Source organism: Treponema denticola (assembly GCF_024181645.1).
GTDB classification, from domain to species: Bacteria; Spirochaetota; Spirochaetia; order Treponematales; family Treponemataceae; genus Treponema_B; species Treponema_B denticola_A.
In genome coordinates this window covers 1,406,414-1,431,779 of the sequence record NZ_CP058624.1, presented here as the reverse complement: position 1 = coordinate 1,431,779, position 25,366 = coordinate 1,406,414, and the positions used below count along the sequence as shown (strand labels likewise).

Genomic DNA, 25,366 nt, shown 5'->3' with positions numbered 1-25,366 from the left:
GATAATTGATTGATTGTCAAGGTTATTTTGTCATCATACTCGGTCTTGATTTTTAAGCCTCTTTATAGTAAAATCACTTTGCGGTCTTTGCGTCCGCTGCGGTTAAATTATCAATCAACAACTTTTTAAAATTTTTGCTATTAACTTCAAATAATCTCTACAATAATTATGAAGGGAAAAAATTCTTCTTCTTTAAAAAAATTATTAACGAGGCTTAATTATGCAAAAACTATTTAAAGTAACCCTCCGCAACGATTACGCTTTTAAGCGTGTATTCGGAGTGGAGGAAAACAAGGATGTTCTTCAGGATTTATTGGAATGTATTTTAGACATTCCGCCTGAAACAATCGCAGGTTTGGAGCTCTTGGATAAGGAGTTTCATAAGGAGCTTTTAAGTGAAAAGCTCGGTATCTTGGATATCAAGTTAAGGCTAAAAGACGGAACTTTTATAGATATAGAAATTCAAAACAACTGGCATTTTGATTTTCCTGAAAGAACCCTATATTATTGGTCTAAGATGTACAACGAAAACATAAAACAAGGTCAAGACTATACAAAACTGTCAAAGTGTATTACAATAAATTTGATAGGAAAAGGCTTTAATAAAAATAAGCGTTTGCACAACAAGTATTTTGTTCTTGAACAAGATACAAAAGAGCCTTTAGTTTCAAAACTTGAGATTCATATATTAAACCTTGAAAAAGCAAGGCTCTTAAAGGAAGGTCAATATAAAAATAATAAAACAAAACGCTTATTAAACTGGCTTAAATTTATCGAAACTGATAATCCGGAGGTGAGAGAAGTGTTAGCAGAAAATTCAGAGATAATGAAAAAAGCAAATACCGCTATTTCTGTAATGGAAATGAGTCCTAGAGATAAATGGCTATATGATTCCCGTATGAAATATGAACACGATAGAGCATCATGTATAAACGAAGGCTATCGACAAGGACTTGAACAGGGAATTGATCGAGGAATATCCCAAGGAACCTACCAAGCCAAACTTGAAACGGCAAAGTTAATGAAAGATATGAATTATCCGATTAGTGATATTTGCACAATATCAGGTCTAAAGAAAGAGGAAATCGAAAAGCTATGATTAGGGGAGCGCCTCCACTTTTACGGAGAAAGACTCTTAAAAATTCCTTTGCGGTCTTTGCGTGCACCGCGGTTAAATTCCTCTCTTACAATTTATAAAACGTCAGTCCTTGATTTTTAAGCCTCTTTATAGTAAAATCACTTACTTATAAGACCGAGGAGGGGTAAATGCCTAAGATAAGTTCAAAAACAATCGATGCAGTAACCGAAATGACAGATATTGTATCCCTTGTCGAGAACTATACCCGCTTGGAAAAACGGGGAGCAAATTGGTGGGGCTGCTGTCCCTTCCATAACGAAAAAACTCCTTCTTTTAATGTTGTTCCAGATAAAAAAATGTATTATTGTTTCGGCTGCCACAAGGGCGGCGGAATAATTAACTTTTTGATGGAAATGGAAAAGCTCTCCTTTATGGAAGCCGTGGAACGGCTTGCAAAAAATGCAGGTATCGAGGTTATCTATGAAGGCGGCTCCTATGTTCCGGACGAAGGAGCAAAACTTAAGGATGATATTTTAGAACTTTATGACAAAGTAGCAGGGAGCTTTCATTTTCTTTTAACTCAAAATCCTACAGGAAAAAAGGCCCTTGACTACCTCCTTTCCCGTAACGTTTCTCCCGAAATAATCGAAAAATTTAATCTGGGCTATTCTCCAAAGGATAGAAAATGGCTCCATAGTTTTTTACTGTCAAAAAACTATTCTCAAGACTTTTTAGAAAAGACAGGGCTTTTTTCTAAAAACTATAAAAAGATGGCTTTTTTTTCCGATAGACTTATGTTTCCTATTTGCGACCGTCACGGTAAAACGATAGCTTTCGGAGGCCGCATTCTGGAAGGTGAGGGGGCAAAATACCTCAATTCTTCGGATATGCCTCAATACAAGAAGGGAGAAACGGTTTTTGCCTTTCACCACGCCTTAGCCGAAATCCGAAAATCAAAATCGGTAATCTTATGTGAAGGCTACATGGACGTTTTAGCCTTTTTTCAGGCCGGAATCGAAAATGCCGTTGCCCCCTTAGGGACAGCCCTTACTGAAGATCAGGTAAAACTTTTAAAATCCTTTGCCGAAACCTTTTATCTTGCTTTTGACTCGGATTCGGCGGGGCAGGAGGCTTCCTACAAAGCTATAAAAATTTGCCGCAGTATGGGCGTAAATGTTCGTGTTTTATATATGAAGGACGGAAAGGACCCTTCCGAAATTCTACAAAAAAAAGGTCAAGAAGGCTTGAAATTTCTTTTGGAATGTGCTATAGTAGACGATGATTATCTTATACAAATTGCGTCCATGAGATTTGATATAAGCAGTCCGGAAGGAAAGGCCGCAGCTATAGCCTTTTTGTTTCCGTATATTGAGGTCCTGGAATCCGATATTCAAAGGGAGTCTGCTATTTCTAAACTTTCATCGGCTTTTGGTGTCAGTCAACAAGCAATTTTCAGCGATTATATGAACCGCGAAAAAAAGGCTCTAAGGCATATAGTTGACGAAGTAAAACAAAAGCCGGTAGATATAAGGATGAATGCCGAGTTACGATTGGTTCTTGCCGTTACGGCAAATACTGATCTGTTTTCTCGTTTGCGTTCACAATTGAGCCCCGATGATTTTGAGGATTTTTATGCCAGACATTTGTTTATTGTTTTAGAAGAATGTTATAGAGATGGTGCCTATACTTATGCGAATCTGATGCACAGATGCGGGGAAGAAAAATTAAAGGATATTGTTTCTCAAACAATTTCTAAAGGTGAATTCGCCGAGAACTCTGAAAAGATAGTCGATGACGGCATAAATTTTATAAAACAAAACGTTCTACAAAAACAAAAAGACAAAATCATAGGCAGACTGAGATTATTACATGGAGAAAAGAATATCGATACCGTAAACTTGACAAAAGAATTAATGGAAGAAAAAAAAAGTATCGATATTCAATTAAACAAATTAAAGGGAAAGGTGTATGACTGATCTCGAAAAGAATCCTGCGGTTATTAAACTTTTGGAATATGCCAAAAGGAAGCACACAATAGGATTGAGTGATCTTGATGATCTACTGCCCGAAGACTTAATGTCTCCGGAAACTATACCTGATATTCTGGATATTTTGGAAGGTGCCGGCGTTCAAATAAGAAATGAAGGAATATCCGAATCTAATTCAGAAACCGACTCCGATTTTCAGAGCGGCAACGATGAAGACTATCGATTATTGGATGATGCGTACGAAGAAGATGAGGATGATGTAAAAAGTCCTTATTCTGATGACATCGAAACTCCATATATCGAAAAAGAAAAACCTAGGCATGAAACGGCAAAAAAACTGGTTAGAACTTCTCACGAAGCCGGAGTTGACGATCCGATTAAGCTTTATCTTCAAGAGATAGGCAAGGAAGACCTTTTAACTGCCGATGAAGAAGTATCTCTTTCAAAAAGTATGGAAGACGGAGAAGCTATAATAAAAAAGGTTATAAAAAATTCCGGTATATTGATTCCCGAATTTTTTGTAATCGGACAAAAGGCTTTTTCAAAACTGGATCCTGCCGAGTCTAATAAGCCTCGTAAAGAGTTAAGTGAAGAAATGGCCGAAAAAAAGCGTCTCAAGCAGGTTTACGGTGATAGTCTACGGAACATATATTCCGAAATTAAACAATATATGTCCTTAAAAAAGCACTGTTATGATAGAGAAACCCTGGAAAGTTTTTTGGATAGCCCTGAGCTTCAAGCTTTGCGGAAGAAGGTCTTTAACAGTCTTAAACGTATTCACATTGAATCGGAAGAAATAGAAAAAATTTCAGACCGCTTTATTGAAGCTACCGAAAAGGTGCAGGACTATCAACACAAAAAAGAAAGAAAAGAAAAACAGCTGGGCATTAAAAGCTATGCCGATTTAAGAAAGCTGGGTAAAAGGCTTGCAATTCCTCGGGAAAGAGAAAAACTGGAAAAAGAGCTTAATATTTCGGCCAATGAAGTAAAGGATATATACACTCAAATTCAGGTATTGACCCGAAAAATCCGCAAGGTTGAGTATGATTTTGAAGCTACTGTAGATGAAGTTATTGATCTTACTTCAGAGATAAAGAACGGCCAGAGAATGCTTAAAAATGCAAAAGATAAACTGATAAATGCAAACTTGCGCCTTGTTGTTTCTATTGCTAAGAAGTACATCAACAGGGGCTTACAGTTCTTTGATCTTGTACAAGAGGGAAATATCGGGCTTATAAAAGCTGTTGAAAAGTTTGAGTACAGGAAGGGATATAAATTTTCTACCTATGCTACTTGGTGGATAAGGCAGGCCATTACGCGTTCAATATCGGATCAGGCACGTACGATAAGGGTTCCTGTCCACATGATAGAACAAATCAATAAGGTAAACAGGGAATCCCGCCAGCTTATGCAAAAACTCGGCCGTGAACCCAATGATGATGAGATAGCCTTGCAGTTAGGCTGGTCGATCGAAAAGGTTAAGCAGGTTAAAAATGTTGCAAGGGAGCCTATCTCTCTTGAAACACCCATAGGTGAAGAAGAAGATACCCTCTTGGGAGATTTAATCGAAGATAAGGGTGTTGAAAATCCTTCAAACAGAACGGAGCTTACTCTTTTGCAGGAGCAGCTTGAAATGGTGCTTTCGAGTCTGCCTGAGCGTGAGCAGGAAGTTTTAAAAATGCGCTTCGGTATTGAGGGAGGCTATCCTCTTACCCTTGAAGAAGTAGGCTTATATTTCGACGTAACGCGTGAAAGAATAAGGCAAATAGAAGCAAAGGGATTAAGGCGGTTGCGCCATCCTAAACGTAGTAGAAAATTAAAAGATTATCTTGATAATTGATTATGGTTATAATCTTGTATCTTGATAATTAAAGGGGTTGTAATTTATGGATAATGATGTATTGGAAAAATTGAGAGCTTTACAGGATATTCTTGCTCGAAAAAATGAACTTGAAACGGAGATTTTGGATGCCCCAAAGGCTCTTACACAGCAGGAAGAGCTTTTGGAAAAGTTAAAGTCCGGTTATATCCAAATGAACAGCGAGTATGAAGAGCTGCGTAAAGGTATTGCCGTTTTTAAGGCTGATCTTTTTGAAGCTGAACAAAAGAGAGAAAAGGCCGAAAAAGCAATGGATAATATCGAAACTCAGCGCGAGTATGAAATCTTGCAAAAGGAAATCGATGATTCTACTACAAAGGCCGAAACTATAAGAAAGGATCTTCTGAGGCTTGAAAGTCAGTTTAAGATTTTGGATGCAAATATTAAGCAGGAAGAGGCCCTTATTACACAAACCGAGAAAGAACTTGAAGAGCACAAACATCTCTTGGACTCGGAGATTTCCGAAAAACAAAATAAGGTCGAAGAGTTAAAGCTGGAAGAAAAAAAACTGTCTCCGGGTTTGAGTGATGAAACAATGTTTAAATTCGACAGGATTATTAAGAATAAACATGGTGTCGGTATCGTTTCCGTTCAGGGAAATGTTTGTATGGGCTGCCACATGATTCTTCCCGCTCAGTTTGTAAATGAAGTCAGGTCGGATCAGGATATAAAATTCTGCCCTTATTGCAGCCGTATTCTATTCTATGAAGAATCCGAATTAACGGCCGAGCAGGAAGCATATTTTAATGATTCCGATATGGAAGGCTTACTTGATATTGGAGATTCCGCAAATGAGGATTTCCTTGCAAGTTTTGAAGATAAAGACGAAGATTAAAAAGAATAAATAATTTTGGGATTAAGGGAACCGCTGCATTTGCAGAGGAAAGTCCGGACTCCTTCGGAAACGATGCCGGCTAACGGCCGGGGAACGGAAATTAAAGTTTCCGTTTACAGACAGTGCAACAGAAAGTAAACCGCCGCATTTTGCGGTAAGGGTGAAAGGGCGGGGTAAGAGCCCACCGCGTTTTCGGTAACGGAAACGGCAATGTAAACCTCATCGGGAGCAAGGTTAAGCAGTAAAGAATATCCGATTCTTAATTTACGGGTTAACCGCGATAAAAACTTGCTGTAAAGCAGGTTTAAGAAAGATGGTTCCGTCTGTTTTACAGAAACAGAATCCGGCTTATTAATCCCTTTTTTAAGGTATTATAAAAAATGGAATTTTTAAAAAGAAGATCACATAAAAATTTCTCAAACAAAAAAAAAGGCACAAAAAGGTTCTTTATACTTTTGCTTTTCATTTTGTGTGCGGTTTCTTCCGTCTATTTTTTATATATCCATAATAAAAACTATGCAGGCATACCTTCTATTAAGGAGGTGTATGCCGATTGGGATGAAAAAAACTACGAGAGCGTGTATGAAAAAACCGCGAGTATTTTAAAAAGAAGGGCATATGACGGTGAGGCTTTGGCTATGAGGGGCTTTGCCGCCTATTATATCTTTGCCGAACAGACGGATTTTTCGGTAAGCTATTCTTATCTAAATGATTCTATTTTGAATTTAAGACAAGCGATGTACTGTGTTTCAAAATCTCAACAGCCGAAAATTGCCTATGTATTGGGAAAGGCTTATTATCAAAAGGGATATTACTATGCAGACCTTGCTTTAAAATACTTGGATATTGCATATAGTTCCGGAGAAAAATTTGCAGATTTGTCGGAATTCAGGGGTATGTCGGCATCTCTTTTGGGCGAGCCGGAAAGAGCTATTGATGCTTTTTCGGATGCCCTCTCCCATAACCCTTCGGATTTATTGTTTTTTGCTCTTGCCGAAAATTATATTAAGATTTCCGATAAACAAAATGCAAAGTTGTATTTATTTGAAACAATAGATAAAACGAAGGATACACTTTTAGAATTAAAATGCCGATATTTATTGGGTAGTTTATTTCTTGAAGAAAATAAGATAGATGATGCTGTAAAGGAATTTAATACCATTCTTGAAAAGGATATGACCTCTGCCGATGCTCATTACGGCTTGGGTGTTGTATACGAACTTCAAGGAGATATGATAAAGGCCCGTGCAGAATGGCGGAAGGCTCTTAAATTTGATCCGCTCCATGTAAAAACACGGGCTAAACTAAATTTATAAAAATTTTGGGGGATGATATGGGCTTTTTTAAAAGATTTTCAACAGATATAGGAATAGATTTGGGAACCTGCAATACCATTATCTATGTGAACGGAAAGGGCATAGTAGTAAACGAACCTTCTGTTGTTGCCGTTGAAAGGGGTACAAAGAGAGTGGTTGCAGTCGGCTCCGAGGCTAAAAGAATGCTTTGGAAAACTCCGGGAAATATTGTGGCTATCAGGCCCTTAAAAGACGGAGTTATTGCAGATATGGATACTACCGAAAAGATGATCCGTTATTTTGTTTCTAAGATTTTGCCCAAGCACCGTTTTGTAAAACCGAGAATGGTTATAGGTATTCCAAGCTGTATTACGGATGTTGAAAGTAATGCGGTTTATGAAAGTGCTATGAAGGCCGGAGCCGGAGATGTTAAAGTTTTAGAAGAATCTTTAGTTGCGGCTATCGGTGCAAATATTCCTATTCATGAGCCTGCCGGAAATATGGTTTGCGATATCGGAGGCGGTACAACCGAGGTTTCGGTTATATCTCTTTGCGGTATGGTTGTAACAAATGCAATCCGCGTAGGAGGCGACGAGTTCGATCAAGCCATCATTAAGCATGTCCGTTCCGTTGATAACCTCATCATTGGAGAACAAACAGCCGAAAGAGTTAAGATCAGCATAGGCAATGCCTCGCCCGAAAAAACAATAGAAAAGGTCGAAATTAAGGGAACCGATGCTATAACCGGACTTCCCCGCCGATTGGAAATAGACTCTGTCGAAGTCAGAGAAGCTTTAAAAGAACCTGTTACACAGATTGTCGAAGAAATTAAACGGACCTTAGCCCAGACACCTCCTGAGCTTACTGCCGATATTGTTGAAAGGGGTATTGTAATGACCGGAGGAGGTTCCTTGTTAAAGGGCCTTCCTAAACTTATCGCAAAAGAAGCCCGTGTTCCCGTAATCTTGGCCGAAAACCCGATGGACTGTGTTGCAATAGGCGCCGGAAGATATTACGAAGTGTTTAGGGATATGACTGTTGACCGCAGTCTCTATGACAGTTTAAATAATTAAGACCCTATGAAGAAAAAACTTTCGCTTAAACTAAATCTAGAAGTTTTTCTTTTAATTTTATTTCTTCTCATATCATCTGTTTTTATGGCCTTTTCCGGAGGTTCTTTTATTTTGGATTTTAAGAGTATGGCCTTTTCGGTAAGCGCCGGAACGGAGAAGGCTGTTTACAATGTTTCTTCCTTTGTGGGAGAAAGCGTTTCTTCCGTAAGGGAGTTATGGGATCTAAAAGCAAAGTATAATGAACTTACAAAACAGCTTGAAAAGTACGAACTTTTGGAGCGTTCCAACGCCGATATAAAAAGAGAGAATAATGAACTTCGTACCCTTCTTAAATTTACCGATAGTATTCAGATTGCAAATATCCCTGCAGAAATAATAGGCTATGATCCTAATGCTCTTTATTCGGGAATGATTATTAACAGGGGCGTAAAGCACGGCGTCAGAAAAGACATGCCCGTTATTGCTTTTCAAAATGGGAATATGGCTCTTGTAGGGAAAATTTTGCAGGTAGGAAGGGGGTCATCTATGATTATTCCTATCTATGATTATCAGTGCCATGTTGCTGCAAAGGTAGACCTTGTAAACCACCGCGGTGTTGTAAGCGGACAAGGCTCTGAGGACTCTCCATTAATTATGAAGTACATAAAGAAGAGGGCAGGGGATGACATTAAGATTGGGGATAAAATAATTACCTCCGGCTTTGATGATTCCTCGATTTTTCCAAAAAATATTCCCATAGGTTTTGTTTCTAAAATTAAGACACATGATTATGAAACTTCGCTTGAGCTATCTGTAAATCCTATAATAGATTTTTCTTGTTTGGAATATGTTTTTGTACTTGATACTTCAAAGATAGAAAAGGAGTTTTAATAAATTGAAAAAAGTTATTTTGTGGACTTCTTTAAGCGTTTTTTTTATAACCTTACTTCAAACAGCTATTTTTTCTCATATATCTTTTTTTACCGTATTGCCCGATTTGGTTTTGCTTACCGTTATTTATATTGCAATTTCAAACGGTTCTCTTACAGGTTTGATTTGTGGTTTTATTGCAGGCCTTTTAGCCGATTTTTTGTCGGCGGCTCCCATAGGGTTACATTCCTTTATTTTTACTTTAATAGGTTACCTTGTAGGAAAATTTTACGGTATTTATAATTTAAACAAGGTAATTTTCCCTTGTATTTTAGGCGGTTTAGGCTTTGTATTTAAGGTATTACTTTTGTTTGTTTTAAAAATACTTTTTGGGCAAAATATTCATACCTATAACATTTTTTCGATAAACTTTGCCATAGAGGCTGCGGTAAATATTTTTTTTACTCCCTTTGTATTTTTATTTTTTAATCTTTTTCCTCAAGCCTTTATATCGAGGAGTATAGTACAATATGAAAAATACTGAAGAGAGTTTAAATTCACGGCTTAGGTTATTTTCGATCTTCGTTTTTTTTATTTTGATAGCTTATACTTATAAACTGTTTTCAATGCAGATCATTCACGGAGATCAGTTTAAGCAAAAGTCCCAAAATATTTCAAAGCGGACAACTCTTATACCGGCTCAAAGAGGCGAGATATTTGATAGAGAAGCAAATACGCCGATGGTTTTAAACATCGACTCCTTCGCTGTTGATATTGTTCCGGGCGAAGTTCCTCGTCAAGAATTCGATACCGTAATAAACAGATTAAGTTCAATCTTAAAAATTCCTGTTTCACAGATAGAAAAAAAATTGCCGGTAAGTGTTAGAAGGGATTTTAGATCGATACAAATCAAATCCAACGTCGATTATTCTACGATTGTGCAAGTGGCAGAAAGCATCGATTCTCTTCCGGGGGTTTCGTGGCACTCAAAACCTGTCAGAAACTATGTAGATACCCGCTCTTTTTCTCACATAATAGGCTATGTAGGCGATATAACTACGGACGAATTGACCCGCTTTTATAATAAGGGATATACATCAAACAGCATAATAGGTAAGGCCGGAATCGAAAAACAATATGACGAAATTTTACGCGGAACCGATGGGGTGGAATACCGGACTGTAGATGCCAAGGGCAGATACATAGAAAACACCACAGTTGTAACACCGCCTAAGATGGGAAATAACCTTGTTCTTACTATCGACAAACGAATTCAAAAACTGGCCGAAGATGCTTTGGGCCCCAGAATAGGAGCTGCCATCGTATTAAAACCTACAACAGGCGAGGTCCTGGCAATGGTTTCCTATCCTTTTTTTGATCAAAATATTTTCGGTAAGGAAATTTCAAGCTCTCTTGCAAAAGAATTGTTTGAAAATCCCAATAATCCTCTTTTGAACAGGGCGATAGGGGCTAATTATCCGCCTGCTTCTACTTTTAAAGTTATAATGAATACTGCAATTTTAAACGAAAAAGCCTTTCCGCCTGAAACAACGGTTCCTTGTTTGGGAGAAATTGAATACGGAAACCGTGTATTCCGTTGTCATATAAGAAAGCCGGGCCACGGAAAATTGGCCTTAAACGAGGCTCTGGCAAAATCATGCGACGTTTATTATTGGACTGTTTGCCGCGATTATTTGGGTATCGAAAAAATTGTAGACTATGCAAAGCGTTTCGGCTTAGGTCAATCGACTGAGATAGATTTACCTAATGAAATTAATGGAGTGCTTCCATCGCCTAAATGGAAAGAGCGCCGATACCATGAAAAATGGCTTAACGGAGATACAATGAATATGTCTATAGGTCAAGGATTTACTCTTGCTTCTCCGCTTCAGGTAGCCAATATGGCTTGTATGGTTATAAACAATGGTGTAATCTATAAGCCTCATCTTTTAAAAGAAATAAGGGATCCTTCAAGCGGAGAGGTTATAAAAACCGTTCAACCTGAAATTCTGCATAAAGAAAATATCGGACAAGAGATTTTTCAACAAGTCAGGCAGGCTATGAATCTTGTTACGATACAGGGAGAAGCCCGATATCCTATGAAAAATCCCATGTTCCGTTTTGCAGGTAAAACGGGAACGGCTGAAGTCGGTTTACAGGATAGGTGGCATTCATGGATGGTAGCTTACGGTCCCTATGATGCACCTACTAAAGATATGGTTGTTGTCTGCATCATTGTAGAGGCTGTAAACGAGTGGGAATGGTGGGCTCCTTATGCTGCCAATATAATATTGCACGGAACACTTGCAAATCAAACCTATGATGAAACTATAGACTATCTCGGCTTTAGGCAGCTTCCTGCGGTTATAAGGAGAAGCGAATGAACATACGCAAAATTACAAACTTTGATTATCTATTATTTTTGGCCGTTGTTCTTTTGTCGTTTATCGGAATACTTTTTATTTATTCTTCAGGAATAAATTCTGCCGGGGAGCTTGTTTCTAAGGAGTATGTTAAGCAGATTTTATGGGTTTGTACCGGTATCGTTTTGCTCTTGCTTTCCTGCATTTACGATTACAGGCGGATAAAGGATAGAACATTTTTAATTTATTTGGTAGGAATGATTTTGCTGCTATATACCGGCATTTTTGGAACTGTCAGGCATAATGCAAGGAGCTGGATAGGCGTAAATAATCTAGGTATTCAGCCTTCGGAATTTATAAAACTTATTTTTATTCTTTTTTTAGCCTATTATTTGGATAAATCACAAAAGGAAGAATCTCTAAAGCGATTTATAAAGGCGATGGCGATAATGATTGTTCCTGTTGCCCTTATTTTAAAACAGCCCGACCTTGGAACAGCAAGCGTATATATTCCGATTTTTTTGATAATGTGTTTTATTGCCGGTATTCCGCTTCGCTTTATCCTCTATGTATTTTTCTTAGGGGTTTTAACTATTGTTTTTACTTTGATGCCTCTTTGGGAAGAAGTTATTTTAAAGACAAGTCATATAATGACAAATATTTTAAAAAATTCTCAAGTTTCCATTATTATCCTGTTTGCGATGGGTATTTCAACTGTCATTGCAATGATAGGTAATGTTTTACTAAAAAGAAGATATTATTATTGGATTGCCTATGTTCTTTCGCTGGTTACTGTAGCATTTGCAGGTTCTATAGTCGGGGTGAGGGCTTTAAAAGAATATCAGATGATGCGTTTAATTATCTTTTTGGATCCTGAAGTAGACCCCTTAAAACACGGCTGGAATATAATTCAGTCAATTACAGCTATCGGTTCAGGCGGCTTAACGGGACGCGGTTATCTTATGGGAACTCAAAGCCATTACCGATACTTACCTGAACAAAGCACGGATTTTATTTTCAGTATTTTATCTGAAGAATGGGGTTTTTTAGGCGGCATTTTTGTTTTTTTTCTTTACAGCATAGTTTTTTTTAGATTTTTCCTTTCAATTAAGCGATGTGATGATCTTTTTGGCAAGCTCATTGTTTCCGGTATTTTGGCAATGTTCTTTTTCCATTTTTTTGTAAATGTAGGTATGGTAATGGGGATAATGCCCATCACAGGCATCCCTCTCTTGTTTTTATCTTACGGCGGTTCTTCCCTTTGGACGGCTATGATTTCCGTCGGTGTTGTTATAGGAATAAATTTGCGGCAGTTGTAAAAGTGCTAAGTTCTCTATCTTTTAGTAAATTTAAAAAAAGGCACTCGTTTGAGTGCCTTTAAAAAAGATTAGCAGGGAGAGGACTCGAACCTCCGACCTCCGGGTTATGAGCCCGACGAGCTGCCAACTGCTCTACCCTGCGATGTGGGGAAGAGTATAGCATATAAGCAGCATTATGTCAAGCCTTTCTACAAACTTTCTCAAACTTATTTTGTTAAATTTCTGATTTTATCGTACCAAGCATCTGTGGTTTTAACTAGTTTTGTTTTTTCCGTGTATTTGGGATACATCCCTTTTTTCTCGGAGTCTTTTATTTTAAAAATACCGGGATTATTTGCCGTTTTTTCGGAGGTAAGGGCTTCCTGTATTTTTTCCTGTTCTTCGGGGGTCAGGGTCTTTGTATTCATTACTATTGGAGCGTTTAAAACCGGAATCGATTGGATTATGGTAATTTCGCTTCCGGGAAATTTGTCAAAGGGTTCTATAGCTCCTTCTACAACCTTGTAAGCGGCTCCTGTCTGATAGGCTTCTCCTTCAATTAAATCATAGACGCCTATTGTTTGAGGAATTGCAAAGGCTGCGGCATCTGCATCCTTTCTAAATAGATTAACCTGAGAGCCTTGATGGGAACCTGCAAATAGCACCTTAGAAAAAACGGAATTTCCTTGAATAAGTTCATCGGTACTGTTTGTGCCGAATTTTTTTACGAGCAGGGTCGCAGGAATTACAAAGCCCGATGTAGAGCTTGTAGAAACAAATGAAATGCTTTTTCCTTTTAAGCGGTTCAAGTCATAGCCGGCTCCATCTTTATATTGAGCTGCATCTTCCGTTCTTACTGCTATAAAACTATAATACAAAGCGTCTTCCAATGTACCGCTGGGCCCTGAATTGGTTACTACCGGTACAATGGCCGGATTTCTTTTATGGGCATTTATATAACCCTCGGCTCCGATATAAGCCATGTCTGCATTTCCGGATATAATTGCTTCTAAGGCTATGTTATAATCCGTTGTCGTTTTGATTTCAACGGGACGGCCTACAGCTTCGCTTATTATTTCCATAAAAGCTTGCCGGGCATCTTTCATGGCATCGCTTGATTCATTCGGTAAAAATACCATGGTAACCGGTTTTTTTGTTTCGTTTTTAGTGCAACCGAAAAGGAGGCAGATAGCTGCCAAAAATAATATAATTTTGTGTTTCATAAAATTCTCCGGGCCGCATTCTATCATATAATGCAATAATATGCTATACTTAATTATAAATATTGGGAGGAATTGATTTTGAAGATAACAACGACCGAATTCGGAACTTTTTCAAACGGAAATAAGGCCTTACTATTTACGATTTTTAACGGTAAGATGATACTCTGTTGTACTAATTACGGATGCTGTATTACGGGAATTCTTTTACCTTCAAAAAACGGCGGCTTTGACGATGTTGTTTTAGGATATTCGAGCTTTATCGGCTATATAAATAATTTTCCGCATTTCGGCTCTTTTATAGGCAGATATGCAGGCAGAATTTCAAATGCGGAATTTACTTTAGGGAATCAGCAATATCTTTTAACGCCCAATGACGGCGGGAAACACTGTCTTCATGGAGGTTATCCTTTTTACGATAAAGTCTTGTATGAGGCAAAGACCTTTAAAAACAGGCAAGAGGCGGGTGTCGTTTTTTCGCGTACTTCTCCCGATGGAGAGCAGGGCTTCCCCGGAAATTTAAAAATTGAAGTAAGCTATTCTCTTACGCCGGATAATGAGATTATTATAAGATATAAGGCCGTGTCCGATAAAACGACACCGGTTAATTTTACAAATCACAGCTATTTTAATTTAAATCCGGCCGGAATGCAGTCTAACGGTTCCTATGTTTCGGTATTAAATCATGAAGTTCAAATATTTTCCGAGCAATATCTTGAAACTAATCAAGAGCTTATTCCGACGGGTAAATTTTTAAAGGTAGAAAATACGGGCTATGATTTTAGAAAACCGCGGCTTTTGAGCGAGGGCGTACAAGAAATAGGCGGAAGTTTTGATAACAGCTGGGTTATAAAAAAAGAAGTCAGCGACCATAAAACCTTGGCTGCAATAGTAAAAGAGCCCGTTACCAAGAGGATATTAACAGTCTACTCAACCCAACCTGCTCTTATAATGTATACGGGCGGTTTTCTTAACAACGAATTAGGCAAAAACGGAGATGTCTACAATAAATTTGCAGGCCTTTGTCTTGAAAGTCAAGCCTTCCCGGATTCGTTACATCAGCCCCATTTCCCCAATACCGTAATTAAGCCGGGTGAAGTTTATGAACGCGAGACTCTTTGGCACTTTGCATTTTAAAAACTTATTTTATATGCAAGGCTTCCTTTTATAAAAGGCTTGGCGGTTTCCAATATTATTTCTCCCTTAAAAGAATTTGATGTCAGCTTTGTCTTTTTTATAAATTCTGCCTGAGCGGAAAAGTTAAAAACTCCTTTTTCCCAAACTATATATGGGGTTTTATTTATTTTTACCGTTTTATTTTTTTGCATAAAAGAAGCTGAAAGATTTAGATTGAAACTCTTATTAAATTTTATTTTAATATCCGATAAAAAAGAATAGTTTTTTACTATAAAGGGATTTTTGGATTTTTCTTCCAATTTTGTATTTCCTTTTATTGAAAATAGGGTATTGGTAAAAAGTTTGGTTGGAATTTTTATTTGTCCTTTAAGATCCCATGAAGCGTCATTATAATAAACTTCTCCGGTAAATTTACATTTTGTGAAGCTAAGACCTAAGCCCATTCCTCCCGAATGAAAATTTTTGGAGAGTTTTTTCTTTTTAAGATTAATATGTTTTCGTAAAAAATTATACGAGAAGCCCAGATCGAAAGCATCAACTGAAATTTTAGGTTGAAAAAAAGCTTTTAAAGTTCCGTTATTTTCAAACATAGTTCCGGCATTAGCCTCAAAATACTCGCTCTGAAAATTGTACTCGGCCTTACCTAAAAAGTTCAAATCGGATTTACCGGTTACCGATGTTTTTTCATAAGGAATTTTTATTCCGCCTGAGAGTAAAAATACGGAAGATACCGTTCCCTTTTCGGCCAATATAAATTCTCCCGAATAAAATTGATCATAAGCAGGTGCTTTTAGATTAAATTGCGAGTAGGCGGAATTTGTTAAAGAAGAAAGAAAGCTCATATTGAACAATGCGGTTTCATTTTCTTTTTTATAAACAGTACAAAAAGAAATGTCCGGCCATAGTTCTTTCGGCCTTTGCTCGGAAAAAAAGACCAAATTAAAATTTTTTATTGCAAATTCGGCTCCTAAGTCAGCATCGAATTTTGATTTTGAGATACCTATTAAATACTTAGGTGCAAAGCCGATCCCTTTATAAAAGGGCTTTTTTTCAAAATTTTCCTTAAAAAACATCAGGTTTAAAAAGCTTGATTTTGTAATTCCCCCATAAAAAAATGAGAGGGCAGGATAAAGCTGTTTCTTCTCCTTGTATAGGAGGGGACTGAATTTTAAGCTAAAACCTTGCGGTATAAGAGCAAATCTAGGCCGGTGTTCCCGTATTTTTGCTTCCGCATAAAGCTCAAAAAAAGGATTTTTTGCTTCCGCGTTCAGGTTATAGTTAAGGTTAAGATCAATACTCTGTGTAAGAGAAAAATTTGCTTTTTCTACAGGTATTTCCGCATTTAAAAAGATGCTGCATAGCACCATCATTGAGCAAATCCTAAGGGATTTAATAAAAATATTTTGTGTCTTCATACTTATATATAGTTTTTTTTTGTATTAAATACTAATTTTTTAAGTGGAAATTTGATTTTTATTTAAAATTATCTAAAAATTATCTATTGCTGTAAATAAAAAATTATGTTAAAATGCGGCAAGGAGAATTTCTTGGTTATGGAAAGATTTTTTAAAATTAAAGAGCACAATACTACTGTGCGCACCGAAGTTATTGCGGGTATTACTACCTTTTTGGCAATGGCTTATATTTTGGCTGTAAATCCCGGCATTTTAAGTGAGGCCGGAATGGATAGAGGTGCCGTTTTTACTGCAACCGCTCTGTCCGCCGCTATTGCAACCCTCGCTATGGGCCTTTTGGCTAACCTTCCTGTTGCCCTTGCGTCAGGAATGGGATTAAATGCTTTTTTTACGTATAGCGTTGTTATAGGTTTAGGTTATTCCCCGTCTACGGCATTAACGGCCGTATTTTTAGAAGGCGTTCTTTTTATTTTGCTTTCAGCTGTAAATGTCCGTGAAGCTATCGTAAAATCCATACCTCTTAATCTTAAAAAAGCTGTAGCCGCAGGTATCGGTATCTTTATTACCTTTATCGCTTTTCAGAATTCGGGCATAATTGTCGATAATCCTGCGACCCTCGTAGGACTCGGAGAATTCACTTGGGGTTCTCCTGCCGTTTTAGCCCTTATCGGTTTAATTATAACCTGTGCTCTTTTTATTTTAAGGGTACCGGGAGCAATCTTAATAGGTATTTTAATTACAACCATCATAGGTATTCCCTTAAAGATTACGGTTCCATTCGGAGGCTGGGAAGGCTGGTCTCCTATAAGTCTCCCCTCGGCACCTGCCGTACTTAATTTTGACTTTTCAAATGTTCTTTCTTTTAAGTTTTTTATTGTATTTGTTTCATTCCTCTTTGTCGATATTTTTGATACGGTCGGAACCCTCGTAGGTGTTGCAACTCAGGCAAACCTTGTAGATAAAGATGGAAATATTCCCAAGATTAAGCAGGCCTTTTTATCGGACGCTATCGGAACAGTGGTTGGTGCCGCCCTCGGAACCTCAACGGTAACAAGTTATGTAGAAAGTACAGCCGGTGTTGCAGCCGGAGGAAGAACCGGTTTAACATCTGTGGTTACAGCCGGTATGTTTATCATTGCCTTGCTGTTTTCTCCGATTTTCTTATTGATTCCTGCAGCGGCCACTGCTCCTGCCTTAATAATAGTAGGCTTTTTGATGATGACCCAAGCCGGCGAAATAAACTATAAGGATCCTACAGAGGGTATCCCCGCATTCTTGACAATGATTATGATGCCCTTTACCTACAGTGTTGCCGAAGGTATCGTATACGGTGTTTTGGCCTATGTTATCTTAAAATGTATTAAAGGAAAATTCAAGGAAATCCCTGTTGTCACATGGATACTTTTTGTGATTTTTATGTTAAGATTTTTTGTTAAATTTTAACAATACCTGATATGTTTTTTAAGGGCCGCTCATTAATTTTTGGTAGAGCTGCCCTTTGTTATTGGTTATAACCTTTTCTCCTAATTATAAAAAGTGTATATTATCGTCAAAGTCTTTTCTTGTCTTTTCCCTCAAAGGGTAACCTTCTTTAGGATAACCCAGAGCTATGACGAGGCGGATTCTCTTTTTTCGCTCTATGAGCTTTTGGATTCGTTTTTCGTCAAAGACACCGAGGATGCAGGTTTCCAAATTTAGGGCTGATGCTGCATTTACAATGTTGGCCGTTAAGATGCCTATATCTATGGCCTTAAAGTCGACCTTCTTTATCAGTGAACCTATCTTTGCAGGCAGGCTGTAATTGTCTTCGGCTATTATCAAAAAAGTATTACAGTCATCAATGAAATTGTTAAAGGAACCCATCTTAGCATCTGCAATTATCTTGGCCTTTTCGCCTTGAGCAACGAAAACCTCGTAGGGTTGAGAATTACAGGCCGAGGGTGAAAGCCGTCCTGCCTCCAAAATAGAAATCAAGTCCTCTTTTGAAACAGGTTTAGAATAATCAAAGCTCCTGCAGCTTTGCCTTTTTTTCATAAGCGATAAAAAAACATTAAAATTCATATTGCTATTATGTAATAATCGTAAAATAAAGTCAATCGTCGGGATTATTAAATTTTTTCAATATACAGACCTGACTTAAGGGCTTGATAATTGTATTATATTATAGGTTGCGTTAATTTTAATGAATTTCCCAAACTTTGATTTAAACCTCTTCCTTTGTTTTTATCTCAACTAAAGAGTTTATTGTAAATTTGCCATAACTTACGGGTTCTTAGGGCAGAGCCCTAAGCAGCGCGAGTACAACCAGCGGAGCTTCGAGGTAAAGAGGGATGGGGTCATAGGGGAAGGGAGGTAACCCCTGCTCTGACTTGAAAAGCCCGTAAGGGAACGGGGGTTCCTCCCTTCCCCTAATCTGTCCCACTTGAAAACTTGGCCTTTTCATATTATAATCTTTCCTCGTATTTTAAAACGATTGGAGAAAACAATGAGCGAAAAATTGCAGGCGATTGAATTGGAAAAATCTTATAATCCCAAAGAATTTGAAGAGCGTATTTATTCCTTTTGGGAAGCCAATAGGTGCTTTAGCCCGATAAAAAAGAAAAACACAAAAAATACCTTTACTGTCGTTATTCCTCCGCCCAATGTTACGGGTGTTCTCCATGTAGGCCATGCCCTCGATGAAACTTTGCAGGATGTAATTGTCCGCTATCACCGTATGAAAGGGGACGAAACCCTCTGGATTCCCGGAACCGATCATGCAGGTATTGCCACTCAATCCGTTGTAGAAAAAAAACTGAAGGCAGAAGGCAAAAACCGCCGCGATCTCGGACGGGAAGCTTTTATCGAAAAGGTATGGGAAGTTAAAAATGAACATCACTCGATTATAACAAAGCAGCTCCGCAAAATGGGAGTTTCGGTCGATTGGGATAGGGAACGCTTTACCTTAGATGAGGGGCTTTCTCAAGCTGTAAGGGAGGTCTTTGTTTCTTTATATGAACAGGGTCTAATTTATCAGGGAAATTATCTTGTAAACTGGTGCCCTTCATGCGGTACGGCAATTTCGGATGATGAGGTTGAACATGAAGACCGAAAGGGCGGCATGTACCATATTTATTATAAATTGGCAGACGGGGCAGTTTTACAAAATGAAGCCGGCGAAAAAATACAAGAAATAGAAATTGCAACCACCCGCCCTGAAACCCTTTTGGGAGATACCGCCATAGCCGTTCATCCCGAAGATCCACGCTATGCTTCCATCATAGGGAAAGAAGTAATTCTGCCTCTCGCAAATAGGAAGATTCCTGTAATTGCCGATTCCTATGTCGATAAAGAATTTGGAACAGGTGTTGTAAAGATAACTCCTGCCCATGACCCCAATGACTGGGAGGTAGGTAAAAGGCATAATCTTCCCGTTCTAAATATCTTAAACCCTGACGGAACCTTAAACGATGCCGTTCCCGAAAAGTACCGAGGCCTTTCGACAGAAAAAGCACGCAAGGCCGTTATCGAAGATTTGGAAGCTCTGGGACTTTTTAAAAATGAAGAAAAAATAAAGCACGCAGTAGGCTGCTGTTACCGCTGTCATACAAGTATAGAGCCCTATGTTTCAAAACAATGGTTTGTAAAAATGCAGCCATTGGCTCAAAAAGCCTTAGATGCATGGAAAAAAGGCGATGTTGTTTTTTATCCTCAAAAATGGGAGAACACCTATGCTCACTGGATGAACAATATCCGCGACTGGTGTATTTCCCGTCAGCTTTGGTGGGGGCATCGTATTCCTGTTTGGTATTGTGCCGATTGCGGAAAAACTAATGTAAGCCGCACGGATATTACGGAATGTCCTTACTGTAAGTCAAAAAACATAAAGCAGGATGAGGATGTTTTAGACACTTGGTTTTCAAGCTGGCTTTGGCCTTTTTCAACCCTCGGCTGGCCCGAAAAGACCGAAGACCTCGCACACTTTTTTCCGACATCGGCCCTTGTTACAGGACACGATATAATTTTCTTTTGGGTAGCAAGAATGATAATGGCCTCCTTGCAGTTTACGGGCAAGGCTCCTTTTAAAGATATTTTTATTCACGGTTTGGTTCGGGATAAACAAGGCCGCAAGATGAGTAAGAGCTTGGGAAACGGTATTGACCCCCTTGTAGCCATCGAAGAATTTGGGGCTGACGCTATGAAGTTCACTCTTACATTTATGTGCGGTTCTCAAAGTCAAGACTTTTTAATCGACATGGAAAGTTTTAAGCTCGGCTCAAAATTTGCAAACAAGGTTTGGAACGCTTCCCGATATATTTTAGGAAATCTTGCAGGCAGAACAATTGTGCCTGTTGGACGGGACGGCAGCCAAAACAGCTTAAAAGAACTTGACCGCTGGATTTATCATGAACTAAACGAAGCGGCTCAAACGGTTCGCTCAAGCCTCGATTCTTACCGTTATAATGAAGCCGCTCAAAAGGTTTACGAATTCTTTTGGAATAATTTTTGTGATTGGTATGTTGAAGGTACTAAGCTTTCTTTTAAGTACGGGGACGAAAATGAGAAGGATAGGGCGGCTTCGGTTCTCCTTGCCGTCTTGGAAGAATCCTTACGCCTGCTTCATCCGTTTTTAGCCTTTGTTACCGAAGAGATTTATTCAAAGCTGCCCGACAATTGTGCTGAAGGCGCCTTGCCCCGTGCCAAGATTTTAATGACTTCCGATTACCCCGAAGAAAAAAAAGAACGCATAGATGAGGCTGCTTCTATCCGGTTTAGAACATTGCAGGAAATTGTCCGCAACATTAGAGCCTTACGGGCCGAATGCGGCATAGACCCTCAGTTAAAGCTTAAGGTTTCTCTTTATATCGAGAAAAACTCTCCTGCGGAAGCTGCCCGTGAAAATTCCGAAATAATAGAAATGCTTTCAGGCCTTTCCGGTTTAGACTTTATCGATTCTCTTAAAGAAAAACCGGCCTCTTCAATCGGTGTAGTAGGAGCGGGCTTTGAGGCTTTTTTGATAACGGGAGATTCAATAGATATAGATCAATTAAAAAAGCGTTTTGAAAAAGAGCTTGAAAAAAATGAACAAAATGCTTCAAAGATAGATTCTAAACTCAAAAACGAAAACTTCGTTAAAAACGCTCCTCTCGAAGTCATCGAAGGAGAAAAAGAAAAACACGCCGAGTTTTTAAGGCGTATCGAAAAACTAAAAGGTTATTTGGAAGGAATGAGGTAGATAGCCGTTTGATTTTTTGAAAGGGTCGTTTGCATATTTAGAAAATGAAACTTGAACGGATTCTCGAAATAATTATATACTTATTAAACCATGAAAAGGTTTCCGCAAAATATTTGGCAGAGTATTTTGATGTGTCGGTCAGGACTATTCAGCGTGATATGGTAAGCATAGCCGAAGCCGGTATACCCGTATATACCTTGGGCGGAAGGTATGGCGGCTATGCCGTTTTGGAAAATTATAAAATAAAAAACATCAACATCAAAAACAGCGAACAGCAAATTATTATAAGTGCTTTGGAAAGTCTTGCAACTTCATATACAAATGACAAACTCAATTCCTTAATCGAAAAATATAATGCCATTATCGAAAAAGAGGGCGGGCAAAAAGTCTTTTGGGATTTTAGCGTTACAAAAGAAAATAAAAAGGTGCAAGATTCCAATATGCTTTTGGAAAAAGCTATCGGCGGTAAGAACTATATGGTTTTCGATTACCGCAATTCCGAAGGAAAAAATTCGCATGTTTGTGCGGAGCCCCTTGCAATTCATTATAAATGGTATGCATGGTATTTGTTTGCATATGTTAAAGAAACAAAAGAGTATCGAACCTTTAAGGTTGCTCGGATGCAAAACCTAGTCCTCTCAAAAGAAAGATCATTTATAAAACACGGCGATATACAACAAAAGATGAAAGAAGCCGAGCTGGCGTATTATAAAACCTGCATCGATATAGAAATCATTTTTTCCGAAAAAGAAATTCCGCTCATCGGAGAGTACTTTCCAGACTCCGTTATCGAAAAACTTTCTTCTAAAAAATGTAAAACCCATATTCATGTTCCTGCAAAAGAACGGCTGTGGAAGGCCTTACTCCTTAGCTTCGGAGATGCTGTAACCGTCGTATCTCCAAAAGATTATAAAGAAGAGCTTATAAAAACCGCTGGAACTTTTTTATCTAATTACGACATATAGCTGTCGCCGTCCTGTGATAATGTATTAGGTATAGATTATTTTTGGACGGATACAGTGCGATGAAAAAATATCTTTTAATATTAAAAGCCTATTTTAAAGGTTCTCTTATGAACTTGATGGAATATAAGTTCAATTTTATAAGCGGCGGAACTTTTGAACTCGTATGGCTATTTATGTATCTCATTTTTATAGATACGATTTTTATTCATACCGAAACGGTAAACGGCTGGGATAAGTACCGAATGTTGATGCTGACCTTTCAAGGGGGACTTATGGATTCCGTTTTTACTTTTTTGATAGTGCCTGGATTAAAAAGATTGCCCGAAATGATTAATACCGGCACCTTGGATTTTATATTATTAAAACCATTGAATCAGCGTTTTACTATTTCATTTAATGAGTTTGATATTCCGCAGATAAAAAATATTATCATAAATATTACCGGTTTGATGTATTGTTTTATAAAACTGAATATACGGATGACTCCTTTAAAATTATTACTGTATATTTTACTTTCATTGAACGGCTTTTTTTTGATTTATTCGATTATGTTTATATTGATGAGTTTGGCTTTTTGGTTTATGCGGATGGATATTGTTATGGGCATAGGTTCCGAGCTGATTACCATTGGAAATAAACCTATGCAGATATATCCGCGGCTGCTTCAAAAAATTCTTATCTTTGTCATACCTCTGTTTGTATGCTTTAATTTTCCTATTTTGTTTGCCGTTAAAGACCTATCTGTGAGTTATATTCTATATTCTTTTGCGGCAAGTTTTATATTTTTTTTATTATCGAATTTTATTTTTAAAAAAGGAGTAAGGCGTTATGTCGGATCGGGCAGTTAGTAACAAAAAAATTATTGTTGCAGAAAATATCTGCAAAAGCTATGCATATTATCAAAAAGATGCGGGACTTAAAGGCAGTATTAAAAATTTGTTTAAACGTAAAAAACTATATAAACCTGCGGTTAAAAATCTTTCCTTTGAAATTGCTCAAGGTTCGATAACGGGCTTAATCGGTTTAAATGGTGCAGGGAAAACGACAACACTTAAAATGTTATCCGGTTTGATATTGCCGACGGAAGGAAGCCTTACCGTTTTACAGCATAATCCTTTTGAAAAGAAAAAAGAGTACCTCCGGCAAATTTCGATGGTGATGGGAAACAAGAGTCAGCTCTGGTGGGATTTGCCTGCCGTTGATTCTTTTGAGCTTAATAAAACTATTTATGAAGTTGAAGATGCCGATTATAAAAAAACGTTTTACACAATGATTGAAATACTCGGTGTAGAAAAACAGATAAATGTTCAGGTGAGGCGGCTGTCTTTGGGAGAGAGGATGAAGATGGAATTGATAGCGGCTTTAATTCACAAACCGAAACTTATTTTTCTTGATGAACCGACGATAGGGCTTGATATAATTACGCAATATAATATAAGGGATTTTCTAAAACATTATTGCAATAAATATCATGCAAGCCTCATACTGACAAGTCATAATTTTAACGATATTGTTTCCCTTTGTACGGAATTGATTTTAATAAATAAGGGAGAAAAAATATATTCCGATTCTTTTATTAACTTTAAAAATGAATTTTTAAATAAAAAATATTTTATATTAAAATTAAAATTATTGAAAGCGGATAAAATTATAAAAACCTTGCAAGAAAAAGGTAATTTTTTTGCAGAAAAAACTGCAGAAGATACGGTTAAAATTTCTGCTGACTCAACTGTGAGTTTGGATATATTAAAAAATATTTCCAATGATTTTATTGAAGAGTTAAGCGATATTACCATTGAAAATATTTCGATGGAAGATGTTATCAGAAGATTGTATACATCGAGTGAGTCCATACTATGAGCTCCTATTACAAAGTTTTTAAAATAAGTTTGGCAAATCAATTGGAATATAGAGTTAATTTTATTTCCGGATTTTTATTTTCACTGTTTCCTTTTACAGTTAATGTATTGTTATGGGTTGCCGTCAGTTATCAAAGTAAAGATATGCCTTTTAAAGCAGACGGTATAGTATCGTATTACTTTTTGACTTTGATAACCTACAATATTACTTCAACGGTTTCCGTATTTAAAATTTCCGATGATATAAGGCTCGGCACACTCAATCAGTATCTTATAAAACCGTATAATTATGCACTGTATCAACTTGCTTCCGATTTACCTCATCGTTTTATTTTCATTGTTATGAATGCGGTTCCAATTACGGTTTTATATTTTTTGCTGCAAAGATATTTTGTGTTTACACTATCATTATGGAAGGCTTTATTTTTTGTGCTCTTTTTGATCGCAGGTTATCTCATCAATTTTTTAATCGATTTTTTGATAGCACTCTATAGTTTTTATTTTTCGCGTGTTTCTTCACTCTATACATCGATACGGGTACTTAAAAATATTTCCGCCGGTATTATTTTCCCGCTTGTCCTTTTACCCGAATCGGTGTTTACCTTTTTAAAGAACTTACCCTTTGCCTTTATTTCTCATATTCCGGTAAGTCTTTTACTCGATGATGTTCCGCTATGTACCGCTTTTATTTCCTTATGTAAAAGTTTAGGCTGGATAACGCTGCTTGCTATTTTCTGTACAATAGTATGGAAAAGAGGAATGAAAATCTATTCCGCCTATGGAGGATAGTATGTATGGGCACCTCTAAAAACCTTGTTGGATTTTTAGAGGTGCCCGACGAGTAATTCCATAAGTCTTTATAAAATCGATACTTATGGAATTACATCGCAAATGAAA

The 25,366-nt window shown here is 37.6% G+C and carries 20 protein-coding genes, 1 tRNA gene and 1 other RNA gene; 18 read left to right on the top strand and 4 right to left on the bottom strand.

Features of this window, described 5'->3' with window-relative positions; genetic code table 11:
- The first annotated feature begins 220 nt into the window (after nucleotides 1-220).
- From HO345_RS06785 to rodA, 11 genes are all read left to right on the top strand, one after another.
- Entirely contained in the window at nucleotides 221-1,099 is an 879-nt protein-coding gene (locus HO345_RS06785; RefSeq protein WP_253682178.1) for an Rpn family recombination-promoting nuclease/putative transposase, read from the top strand.
- 167 nt (nucleotides 1,100-1,266) lie between these two features.
- Nucleotides 1,267-3,054: a DNA primase gene (dnaG, locus tag HO345_RS06780; protein WP_253682177.1), complete on the top strand. Its 1,788-nt coding sequence runs from the start codon at nucleotides 1,267-1,269 to the stop codon at nucleotides 3,052-3,054.
- A complete protein-coding gene (gene rpoD, locus HO345_RS06775; protein WP_253682176.1) occupies nucleotides 3,047-4,906 on the top strand; it encodes an RNA polymerase sigma factor RpoD in 1,860 nt (619 codons plus the stop codon). The genes dnaG and rpoD overlap by 8 nt, the downstream gene beginning before the upstream one ends.
- Before the next feature lie 46 nt (nucleotides 4,907-4,952).
- Nucleotides 4,953-5,780 (top strand): zinc ribbon domain-containing protein, encoded by an 828-nt coding sequence (locus tag HO345_RS06770; protein ID WP_253682175.1) that lies wholly within the window; start codon nucleotides 4,953-4,955, stop codon nucleotides 5,778-5,780.
- Nucleotides 5,781-5,797: 17 nt separating this feature from the next.
- An RNA gene (rnpB, locus tag HO345_RS06765) (RNase P RNA component class A) lies at nucleotides 5,798-6,143 on the top strand.
- Between the two features lie 17 nt (nucleotides 6,144-6,160).
- Nucleotides 6,161-7,096 carry a tetratricopeptide repeat protein gene (locus tag HO345_RS06760; protein WP_366796375.1) on the top strand — a complete coding sequence of 312 codons (936 nt, stop codon included), beginning with the start codon at nucleotides 6,161-6,163 and terminating at the stop codon, nucleotides 7,094-7,096.
- Between the two features lie 17 nt (nucleotides 7,097-7,113).
- Nucleotides 7,114-8,148: a rod shape-determining protein gene (locus tag HO345_RS06755; RefSeq protein ID WP_002668696.1), complete on the top strand. Its 1,035-nt coding sequence runs from the start codon at nucleotides 7,114-7,116 to the stop codon at nucleotides 8,146-8,148.
- Between the two features lie 6 nt (nucleotides 8,149-8,154).
- Entirely contained in the window at nucleotides 8,155-9,018 is an 864-nt protein-coding gene (gene mreC / locus HO345_RS06750) for a rod shape-determining protein MreC (protein WP_002668697.1), read from the top strand.
- A gap of 4 nt (nucleotides 9,019-9,022) precedes the next feature.
- Nucleotides 9,023-9,541, top strand: a complete 519-nt coding sequence (gene mreD / locus HO345_RS06745) for a rod shape-determining protein MreD (RefSeq protein WP_253682173.1) — start codon at nucleotides 9,023-9,025, stop codon at nucleotides 9,539-9,541.
- Nucleotides 9,528-11,381 carry a penicillin-binding protein 2 gene (gene mrdA, locus HO345_RS06740; RefSeq protein WP_253682172.1) on the top strand — a complete coding sequence of 618 codons (1,854 nt, stop codon included), beginning with the start codon at nucleotides 9,528-9,530 and terminating at the stop codon, nucleotides 11,379-11,381. Before mreD ends, mrdA begins: the two co-directional genes overlap by 14 nt.
- The gene (gene rodA, locus HO345_RS06735) at nucleotides 11,378-12,679 is read left to right on the top strand and encodes a rod shape-determining protein RodA (RefSeq protein WP_253682171.1); all 1,302 of its coding nucleotides are present in this window, start codon (nucleotides 11,378-11,380) and stop codon (nucleotides 12,677-12,679) included. The genes mrdA and rodA overlap by 4 nt, the downstream gene beginning before the upstream one ends.
- A 69-nt stretch (nucleotides 12,680-12,748) precedes the next feature.
- Here the strand turns inward: rodA and HO345_RS06730 are convergent.
- Nucleotides 12,749-12,821 (bottom strand) — tRNA-Met (locus HO345_RS06730).
- A 64-nt stretch (nucleotides 12,822-12,885) separates the two neighbouring features.
- Complete coding sequence (locus HO345_RS06725; RefSeq protein WP_253682170.1) at nucleotides 12,886-13,881, bottom strand: phosphate/phosphite/phosphonate ABC transporter substrate-binding protein; 996 nt, start codon at nucleotides 13,879-13,881, stop codon at nucleotides 12,886-12,888.
- A 78-nt stretch (nucleotides 13,882-13,959) separates the two neighbouring features.
- Here HO345_RS06725 and HO345_RS06720 point away from each other — a divergent pair, with 78 nt between their 5' ends.
- Nucleotides 13,960-15,015, top strand: a complete 1,056-nt coding sequence (locus tag HO345_RS06720) for an aldose epimerase family protein (protein WP_253682169.1) — start codon at nucleotides 13,960-13,962, stop codon at nucleotides 15,013-15,015.
- On the opposite strand, the gene HO345_RS06715 is transcribed toward HO345_RS06720, so the two are convergent.
- Nucleotides 15,012-16,385, bottom strand: a complete 1,374-nt coding sequence (locus HO345_RS06715) for a hypothetical protein (protein WP_366796665.1) — start codon at nucleotides 16,383-16,385, stop codon at nucleotides 15,012-15,014. The two genes, HO345_RS06720 and HO345_RS06715, sit on opposite strands and share 4 nt — an antisense overlap.
- A gap of 183 nt (nucleotides 16,386-16,568) precedes the next feature.
- Here HO345_RS06715 and HO345_RS06710 point away from each other — a divergent pair, with 183 nt between their 5' ends.
- A complete protein-coding gene (locus tag HO345_RS06710; RefSeq protein ID WP_253682167.1) occupies nucleotides 16,569-17,873 on the top strand; it encodes an NCS2 family permease in 1,305 nt (434 codons plus the stop codon).
- An 84-nt stretch (nucleotides 17,874-17,957) separates the two neighbouring features.
- Here HO345_RS06710 and HO345_RS06705 read toward each other — a convergent pair whose 3' ends face one another.
- Entirely contained in the window at nucleotides 17,958-18,491 is a 534-nt protein-coding gene (locus tag HO345_RS06705; RefSeq protein WP_253682166.1) for a nitroreductase family protein, read from the bottom strand.
- A 424-nt stretch (nucleotides 18,492-18,915) separates the two neighbouring features.
- Between HO345_RS06705 and HO345_RS06700 the strand changes: the two genes are divergently transcribed.
- Genes HO345_RS06700 through HO345_RS06680 form a run of 5 tightly spaced genes read left to right on the top strand, consistent with a single transcriptional unit; the run spans nucleotide 18,916 to nucleotide 25,258 of the window.
- The gene (locus HO345_RS06700; RefSeq protein ID WP_253682165.1) at nucleotides 18,916-21,645 is read left to right on the top strand and encodes a valine--tRNA ligase; all 2,730 of its coding nucleotides are present in this window, start codon (nucleotides 18,916-18,918) and stop codon (nucleotides 21,643-21,645) included.
- Nucleotides 21,646-21,689: 44 nt separating this feature from the next.
- Entirely contained in the window at nucleotides 21,690-22,610 is a 921-nt protein-coding gene (locus HO345_RS06695; RefSeq protein WP_253682164.1) for a helix-turn-helix transcriptional regulator, read from the top strand.
- Nucleotides 22,611-22,669: 59 nt separating this feature from the next.
- Nucleotides 22,670-23,458 (top strand): ABC transporter permease, encoded by a 789-nt coding sequence (locus HO345_RS06690; RefSeq protein ID WP_253682163.1) that lies wholly within the window; start codon nucleotides 22,670-22,672, stop codon nucleotides 23,456-23,458.
- On the top strand, nucleotides 23,439-24,470 hold the full coding sequence (locus HO345_RS06685) for an ABC transporter ATP-binding protein (RefSeq protein ID WP_253682162.1): 1,032 nt from the start codon (nucleotides 23,439-23,441) through the stop codon (nucleotides 24,468-24,470). Before HO345_RS06690 ends, HO345_RS06685 begins: the two co-directional genes overlap by 20 nt.
- Nucleotides 24,467-25,258, top strand: a complete 792-nt coding sequence (locus HO345_RS06680) for an ABC transporter permease (protein WP_253682161.1) — start codon at nucleotides 24,467-24,469, stop codon at nucleotides 25,256-25,258. The genes HO345_RS06685 and HO345_RS06680 overlap by 4 nt, the downstream gene beginning before the upstream one ends.
- The last annotated feature ends 108 nt before the right edge of the window (nucleotides 25,259-25,366 follow it).